This window comes from Acidisphaera sp. S103 (assembly GCF_009765975.1).
Taxonomy (GTDB): domain Bacteria; phylum Pseudomonadota; class Alphaproteobacteria; order Acetobacterales; family Acetobacteraceae; genus Rhodopila.
On the sequence record NZ_LMUJ01000068.1, the window covers coordinates 1 to 7,761 of the forward strand.

A 7,761-nucleotide genomic window follows, 5' to 3' on the forward strand; every position below is an offset into this window, starting at 1 on the left:
CCCCCGATGAGGAAACCAGCGACTGGAGAGCCGTGTGCGGGAAAACCGCACGCACGGTTCGGAGGGCGGGGAGGAAACTTCCCGACCCCTATCGGGAATGGTGTCAGCGCTCGCCGGATCGCGGTTCAGGGTTTCGATTGTGCCTCCAGCAAACGTTCGGCTTTGGCCAGATCCTCTTGTGTGTTGGCGTTGAAGAATGGGTCGAGGGGGTCCGCGTCGAATTCGGCTGTTGCCACGCCGTGGCGGGACGTCCAGGCGTCTACCTTGGCGATGCCTTCCTCGACCACCGCGTGACGCAGATCGGCCGCCAGCGCCACGGGCCACAGGCCGACCACGGGGTTGGACTGGCCGTTCGATGCAGCCTGGGCCAGCATGGTGCCGGCGGTGCGGCGCGCCTCGATCAGGCGGCGCACGAGGTCGCGGGGGACGAAGGGACCGTCGCCGGGGACGCTGACCACGTCTGTGATCTCGGGGGCGTGCGTCGCGGCCCATTCCAGCGCCGTCAGGACGCCGACCAGCGGGCCGCCAAACCCGGCCACTACGTCCGCCGCGACAGGCAAATCCCACTCCGCGAAACGAGCCAGGTCGCCGTTGGCGTTCAAGAGGACCCGTTCGGTTTGTCCATCCAGCCTGTCCAGCACATGGGCCAGGATCGGCCGGCCAGCCAACGGCTTCAGGCATTTGTCGCCGCCGCCCATCCGTCGAGCAAGCCCACCCGCCAACACCACTGCCATAACGCGCTCAGGCATCGGTCTCGGCCATGTCGGAATCGAAAACGATGCGTTCGATGCCACTCAGCGCCGTGAAGCGGCTGCCTTTTGCCCGTCCGATCAGCGTCAGGTTCGCCTGCCGCGCCAGGTCCACCCCCCAGGCCGTAAATCCGTTGCGGCTGATCAGGATTGGAATCTCCATGCGTACGATCTTGATGACCATTTCGGATGTCAACCGGCCCGTCGTGTACAGCAGCTTGCCCTCTGGCCGGATGCCGTTCAGGAACATATAGCCGGCGATCTTGTCGATTGCGTTATGACGGCCGACGTCCTCCATATAAATTAGCGGCACGTCACGCTCGCACAGCACACACCCGTGGATGGCGCCCGCTTCCAAATACAAACTCGGTGTCAGGTTGATCGCTCGGCTGAGGCTGTAAAACCAGGACGTGCGCAGGATCGCTTTCGGGTCCAGTGTGATGCGTTCGAACCGCTCCAGCAGGTCGCCGAACGCCGTGCCTTGCGCACAACCCGACGTCAGCGTTTTCTTCCGCAACTTGTCCTCGAAATTCGTCTCGGTCGCGGTACGAACCACCACCACTTCAAGGTCGTCGTCGTAGTCGATGCCGGTGATTTCGTCGCCGGGGCGCAGCATGTTCTGGTTGAGCAGGTAACCGACGGCCAGGCAGTCGGGATAGTCGGAGATCGTCATCATCGTCACGATCTCCCGTTTGTTCAGAAACAGGGTCAGCGGACGTTCGACCGGAACACTGATACAGACCGCGTTACCGGCCTGGTCGATGCCGTCAACAGCATGCGTCAATTTCGGATCGGCCGGATTGGGCCGAACCAGCAGGCTCGCCGGCGCGACCAGCTTGTCGCTGGTGCTTCGGTGTGCGAGGGCACCCGAACGGTGGGCGCGCAGAACGGTCACAGAAGTTCACCATACGGAATGAAATCGACCGCCATCCCTGGTTCCAGCCGGGTCAGTGTTTCCGGCAGTTCGGCCAGCCCGTCTGTCTCGGTCAGCGAGGTCAGCAAGCCCGCCCCGTCTTTAGGAAAACGCCGAAGACGCGGTGGCCCGCCGTCGCCAACCTCCAGCGAAACGCGAACGTATTCGCGCCGGTCCAGTTTCTTCTTGTAGGCGAAGCCGCTGATCGCCTGGGATCGGCGTGGGATGCGGGGCTGGGTGCCGGTCATGGCCTCGATCAGCGGGCGGGCCACGGCGACGAAGGTAATCAGCGCGGCCACCGGATTGCCAGGCAGCCCGATCAGCGGGGTACCGCCGATCTGGCCCAGCGCCACCGGCCGCCCCGGCTTGATCGCCAGGCGCCAGAAGAACAATGACCCGTGGGCGTTCATGACCGAACGGACATGATCCTCCTCACCGGTCGAGACGCCGCCCGAGGTGACGATCAGGTCGTGCCGGGCGGCCGCCGCGACCAGGGCTTCGGCAAGGTCATGCGGCCGGTCGGGCAGGATGCCGCCGTCGGTGACCTGGGCGCCGGCCCTCGTCAGCAGACTGGCCAGCATGAAACGGTTGGCGTCGTAGATCTGTCCTGGCGCCAGGGTCGTTCCGGGTTCGCGCAATTCGTCTCCGGTGGAGAACAATGCGACCGACAGGCGCTGCCGCACCGGCACCGTGGATTGGCCGAGTGCTGCCAGCAGCCCCAGTTCGGGTGGGCCGAGGCGCCGGCCGGCAGCCAGCGCCTCGCTGCCGATGGCGATGTCCTCGCCGGCAAGCCGCCGGTTGGCGCCGCGCTTGATGCCGGGACGGATCAGCACGGCATCTCCGTCTTCGTGGCAGTCTTCCTGCATGATCACCGTGTCGGCACCGTCGGGCATGACCGCGCCGGTGAAGATGCGGGCGGCTTCACCGGCGATCAGCCGGTCGGTCGAGGCATGGCCGGCGGCGATGCGCCCGACCCGGGACAACCGGGTTTCGGCATCCGTGGACAGGTCGTCGAACCGGACCGCATAGCCATCGACCGCGGAGTTGGTGAAGCCGGGAACGTTGAACGGTGCCGTCACCGGTTCGGCCAGCGTCCGCCCGTCGGCCTGCGCCAGCGGGATGGTTTCCACGCCGGCGACGATGCCGACACGCTCGAGGATCAGGGTCCGCGCTGCCTCGATCGGCAGCAACGCACCGCCAAACGCGAAACAGTCATCGGATAGCTGTGCCATTGGCTGAACGTGGCCCTATGTTTACTCCGCGGCAACCGCGACTGTCTTGGCCGCCTCGACCTGGGCGGCGCAAAACTTGAATTCCGGGATCTTGCCGAACGGATCGAGCGCCGGATTGGTCAGTATATTGGCCGCGGCTTCGGCGTAGCAGAACGGGATGAAGATCATCCCCTGCGGCACGTCGCTGTCGGCCCGAGCCTTCAGCTCGATCGCGCCGCGACGGGTGGATACGCGCAACATGCCGCCGGGGGCGACACCGAGCAGCTTCAGTTCGCGGGGTGCCATGAAGGCGACGGCCTCGGGTTCCAGGTCGTCGAGAACGCTGGACCGGCGGGTCATGGCGCCGGTGTGCCAGTGCTCCAGCACGCGGCCGGTGGACAGCACGTAGGGGTAGGCATCGTCGGGGACTTCGTCGGGGGGCAGGACGTTGGCCGGGACAATCTTGCCGCGGCCGGTTTTGGTCGGGTAGCCGGTGCTGAAGATGATTTCGTTGCCGGGCTTGTCGGCACCATCCGTCGGATAGGTGACTGCGCCTTCGCGCTGCAGCCGGTCCCAGGTGATGTTGTTGAGGGACGGCATCGTCGATGCCATCTCGGTGAAGACGGCGCCCACGTCGGGATACGACCAGTTGCAGCCGAGGCGGTTGGCGAGGTCCTGGATGATCTCGACGTCGGGACGGGCCTGGCCCGGCAGCGGCAGGGCGACGCGACCGAGTTGGACGCGCCGGTCGGTGTTGGTGAAGCTGCCGGTCTTTTCCGGGAAGGCGGAGGCGGGCAGGACGACGTCGGCATGCCATGACGTTTCGGTCAGGAAAATGTCCTGGACCACGAGGTGCTTCAGTTTAGCCAGCGCGGCGCGGGCGTGATGCACGTCCGGGTCCGACATGGCGGGGTTTTCGCCCATGACATACATGCCCTCGATCTGGTCGGCATGGATGGCGTTCATGATCTCCACCACGGTCAGGCCGCGTTTCGGATCGATCGCCGAACCCCATTTCTGTTCGAAGAAGTCATGCGCCTCGGCCAGCTCGACCGGCCGGTAGTCGGGGAAGAACATCGGGATCAGCCCGGCGTCGGACGCGCCCTGGACATTGTTCTGACCCCGCAGCGGATGCAGCCCGGTGCCGGGACGGCCGACCTGGCCGGTGACCAGCGCCAGCGCGATCAGGCAGCGTGCGTTGTCGGTGCCGTGGACGTGCTGCGAAATCCCCATGCCCCAGAAGATGATCGACGCCGGCGATTTCGCGTAGGCGCGCGCGATCGACCGGAGCGTTTCGGCTTTGACGCCGCACACCGGCTCCATCGCCTCCGGTGAAAATCCCCCGATGCGCGCGGCAAGATCGGGGAAACCTTCGGTGAAGCCTTCGATGTATTGCTTGTCGGTGAGATCTTCCGTGATGATCGTGTGGAGCAGCGCGTTCAACAGCGCCACATCGCTGCCGGGCTTGAACCGCACGTCGTAGGTGGCGTGCCGCGACAGGGTTTGCCCGCGCGGATCGATGACGATCAACGTGGCGCCGCGTTTTGCCGCGGCCTTGATGAAGGTCGCGGCCACCGGGTGATTTACCGTCGGGTTGGCGCCGATCACGATGATGACGTCAGCGTCGAGCGCGGCCGAGAACGGCGCGGTCACGGCACCGGAGCCGATGCCCTCGAACAGCGCGGCCACCGAGGAGGCGTGGCACAGCCGGGTGCAGTGATCGACGTTATTTGTGTTGAAGCCGGTGCGGACCAGCTTCTGGAACAGGTAGGCTTCCTCATTCGACCCCTTGGCGGACCCGAACCCGGCCAGCGCGTTGCCGCCTTTGCGATCGCGGATTTCGCGCAACCCCTCGGCGGCGCGGGCCATCGCTTCCTCCCATGTCGCGGGGCGGAAATGGGTCCAGGGGTTGGCGGGATCGACCTGGTCGTCGGCGGATTTTCCCACGCCGTCCTTGCGGATCAGCGGCTGGGTCAGGCGGTCGGGGTGGGCGACGTAGTCGTAGCCGAAGCGGCCTTTGACGCACAGGCGCTGATGGTTGGCCGGGCCGTCGCGGCCTTCGACAAACAGGATCTTGTCGTCCTTGATGTTGTAGGTGAGCTGGCAGCCGACGCCGCAGAACGGGCACAGGCTGTCGACCTGACGGTCGGCCCATTCGGTGCGCACCTGGTGGTCGTTCAGCACGGTGGCGGGCATCAGCGCCCCGGTCGGGCAGGCCTGCACGCACTCGCCACAGGCGACGCAGGTGCTGCTGCCCATCGGATCGTCCATGTCGAAGACGACCTTGGCACCGTGACCGCGGCCCGCCATGCCGATGACGTCGTTGACCTGGACTTCCCGGCAGGCCCGCACGCACAGGGTGCAGTTGATGCAGGCGTCCAGATTGACCGCCATCGCCGGATGGCTGATGTCGGGCAGCGGCCGGCGGCCCGCAGGGAAACGGCTGTCGCTGATTTCGAGCCGGTCGGCCCATTGCCAGAATTTCGAGTCCGGATCATGCGCGGTAGCCCGAGCGGGCTGGTCGGCCAGGAGAAGCTCGAAAACCATGCGGCGGGAGGCTTGCGCGCGTTCGTTTTCGACGTGGACCTTCATGCCCTCGGTGGGTTTGCGCAGACAGGACGCCTGCAACACACGCTCACCTTCGATTTCGACCATGCAGGCTCGGCAGTTGCCGTCGGGGCGGTAATCGGGTTCGGGGGCGTAGCAGAGATGCGGGATGGTCAGACCGGTGCGGTTGGCGACCTGCCAGATGGTTTCGTTGGCGGTGGCATGCACCGTTTTGCCGTCGATGGTGAAGGTGATTGCGTCGCTCATGTCACGATCCCCACGGCAGGCTTCGGCGGTGGTGCGCCCTGGCCGGTCGCCAGGCCGACCTCCTCCGGAAAATACTTGATCACACTCAGCAGCGGATTGGGCGCGGCCTGGCCCAGCCCGCAGATCGAGGCGTCGCGCATCGCGGTCGACAGTTCGGCCAGCAGGTCTTTGTTCCAGTCCTTGCTCGCCATCAACTTGGCTGCTTTTTCCGTGCCGATCCGGCATGGCGTGCATTGGCCGCAGCTTTCGTCCTCGAAGAAGCGCATGAGGTTGAGTGCCGCTTCGCGCATGTCGTCCTGGTCCGACAGCACGACGACCGCAGCCGAACCGATGAACGCGCCATGCGGTTCCAACATGCCGAAATCCAGCGGGATATCACCGAGCGAGGCGGGCAGGATGCCGCCGGAGGCACCGCCGGGCAGATAGGCCTTGAACCGGTGGCCGGGTAGCATGCCGCCGCAATACTCATCGATCAGTTCGCGGATGGTGACGCCGGCTGGGGTTGTCTTGACGCCGGGACTGACGACGCGGCCGGACACCGAATAGGTGTGCAGCCCCTTGCGGCCGTTACGCCCTTGGTCGAGCCACCATTGCGGGCCGCGCTCGACCAGGTCGCGGATCCAATAGAGCGTTTCGACGTTGTTGATCAGTGACGGCTGGCCGAAGATGCCGACCTGGAATGGGAGCGGCGGTTTGTGTCGCGGCAGGCCGCGCTTGCCCTCGATGCTCTCGATCATCGCGGATTCTTCGCCGCAGATATAGGCGCCGGCGCCACGGCGGAGGTGGATCGTCAGGCCGTCGGTCAGGCCGGCGGCCTTGAGTTCGTCCAGTTCCCGGCGCAGCACGATGTGCGCCGCCTGGTACTCGTCTCGCAGGTAGAAGTAGACGTCGGTGGCAGCGACGACATGGGCGCCGATCAACATGCCTTCGAGCACGCGATGCGGGTCGGATTCCAGGAAGTAACGGTCCTTGATGGTGCCTGGCTCGCCTTCGTCGCCGTTGACCGCCATCAGCCGCGGGCCGGGGACGCCCAGCACGGAGCGCCATTTGCGCGCGGTCGGGAACCCGGCGCCGCCGCAGCCTCGCAGCCCTGCTTTGTCCAGCGTGTCGATCACCTGTTCGCCGGTGATCTCATCTTTGCGGAGGCGTTCCAGCAGCGCGTAGCCGCCGGCGGCGCGATAGGCGTCGAGGCCGATATAGGCGGGCACGACCGGGTCGTGGCGATGCTCCGCCACCGCCGTGGCCACCGAGGCCGCATCGGCATGGTCGATATAGTAGTGGCCGACCTCGGCGATCGGCGCGGTGTCGCAACGGCCGACGCAGGGGGCGCGCAGCACGCGGACCTGAGGGCCGAGGTTGAGGGAGTCGATCAGACGTTCGGCCCCGGCCATGGCGCAGGACAGGCTGTCGCAGACGCGGACCGTCACCGGCGGCGGGGCGGGCTCGCCTTCATGCACCAGGTCGAAATGGGCGTAGAAGGTGGCGACCTCATACACCTCGGCCTGCGCCATGCGCAGTTCGGCGGCGAGCGCGGCGAGGTGGCGGGCCGACAGGTGGCCGTGGCGGTCCTGGATCAGATGCAGGTATTCGATCAGCAGATCGCGCCGGCGCGGCATATCCGCCAGGAGCTGGTTGATCTCCTCGGTGGCGGCCGGATCGATCTGACGTCCCTTCGGCACGGATCGGGCGGCTCGGCGGCCGGAACCGGGATGGCGCGCGGGCGTGTGGTCGTCAGGCATCGGGTCGTTCACCTCGATCAAGGACTGCGGCTGCCGCACCGCTGGTGCCGTGTTAGTCAGTCAGGCGAGCAAAGGCTTTGAATATTGGGAAAATATGTCACCCGAGCCGTTCGGCGGCAACCCCGGCCGTGGCTGATCAGCCGGCCCGGCGCACCCCGGTGAACTGGATCAGCCCTTTCTGCATATCGGTCAGGTCGGCGCTGTAGGACGTGGGCTGGAAATATAAACCGAGCGGCAGGTAGGGGACGTCGATCAGGGCTTGGGATTGGATCTGGCGGGCCAGTGCCTGTTGGGGGGGCTGATCGTCGGCGGCCAGCCAGGCGGCGCGCAGCGCC

General features: G+C 66.1%; 5 protein-coding genes and 1 pseudogene. All 6 read right to left on the bottom strand.

The features are described 5' to 3' along the window. Positions 1–125 precede the first annotated feature (125 nt). Complete coding sequence (gene mobA / locus GSQ89_RS24675) at positions 126–749, bottom strand: molybdenum cofactor guanylyltransferase MobA (protein ID WP_158930260.1); 624 nt, start codon at positions 747–749, stop codon at positions 126–128. Next, complete coding sequence (locus GSQ89_RS24680) at positions 742–1,584, bottom strand: formate dehydrogenase accessory sulfurtransferase FdhD (RefSeq protein ID WP_174254921.1); 843 nt, start codon at positions 1,582–1,584, stop codon at positions 742–744. The genes mobA and GSQ89_RS24680 overlap by 8 nt, the downstream gene beginning before the upstream one ends. Before the next feature lie 56 nt (positions 1,585–1,640). Next, the gene (glp, locus tag GSQ89_RS24685; RefSeq protein ID WP_158930263.1) at positions 1,641–2,894 is read right to left on the bottom strand and encodes a gephyrin-like molybdotransferase Glp; all 1,254 of its coding nucleotides are present in this window, start codon (positions 2,892–2,894) and stop codon (positions 1,641–1,643) included. A gap of 21 nt (positions 2,895–2,915) precedes the next feature. Next, the gene (gene fdhF, locus GSQ89_RS24690) at positions 2,916–5,687 is read right to left on the bottom strand and encodes a formate dehydrogenase subunit alpha (RefSeq protein WP_158930265.1); all 2,772 of its coding nucleotides are present in this window, start codon (positions 5,685–5,687) and stop codon (positions 2,916–2,918) included. Continuing rightward, the gene (locus GSQ89_RS24695; RefSeq protein WP_158930267.1) at positions 5,684–7,426 is read right to left on the bottom strand and encodes an NAD(P)H-dependent oxidoreductase subunit E; all 1,743 of its coding nucleotides are present in this window, start codon (positions 7,424–7,426) and stop codon (positions 5,684–5,686) included. The genes fdhF and GSQ89_RS24695 overlap by 4 nt, the downstream gene beginning before the upstream one ends. A 136-nt stretch (positions 7,427–7,562) precedes the next feature. Further along, a pseudogene (locus tag GSQ89_RS24700) lies at positions 7,563–7,761 on the bottom strand (ABC transporter substrate-binding protein); the annotation flags it as partial.